This window comes from Achromobacter sp. UBA5777 (assembly GCF_002418565.1).
GTDB lineage: Bacteria > Pseudomonadota > Gammaproteobacteria > Burkholderiales > Burkholderiaceae_B > Achromobacter > Achromobacter animicus.
The window spans coordinates 7,324-7,733 of record NZ_DIEJ01000229.1 but is presented as its reverse complement, the minus strand read 5'-3'; the positions used below and the strand labels follow the sequence as shown (position 1 = coordinate 7,733).

The 410-nt window shown below is 69.5% G+C and carries 1 protein-coding gene; it reads right to left on the bottom strand.

Going from position 1 to position 410, the window contains the following annotated elements; genetic code table 11:
• Nucleotides 1-410: transglycosylase domain-containing protein (locus B3446_RS18800; RefSeq protein ID WP_291384013.1), on the bottom strand; the 410-nt coding region annotated here is incomplete at both ends.

Sequence of the window (410 nt, the reverse complement as noted above, 5' to 3'; positions counted from 1 at the left end):
ACGGGGCCTGCGGCAAGGCGGTCAGCATGGCGGCCTCGGCCGGCCCCAGGTCGCGGGCCGGCTTGCCCAGCCAGAGCCGCGAACCCATTTCGACGCCTTCGACGATGCCGCCCATCGGCGCGTGCGTCAGGTACAGGGAGAGGATCTCGTCCTTGCTGTAGTGCATTTCCAACTGCACGGCGCGCCACGCCTGACGCAGCTTGGCCGACATCGTGCGCGACGGCTTGCCCGCCAGTTGCGGATCGATCAGCCGCGCCACCTGCATGGTCAGCGTCGAGCCGCCAGACACGATGCGGCGGTTGGTGGCCCACTGCCAGCCCGCGCGGGCAAGCGCCACGGGGTTCACCCCGGGATGCCAGTAGAACCAGCGGTCCTCGTAGGTAAGCAGCGTCTCCAGATAGCGGGGCGAG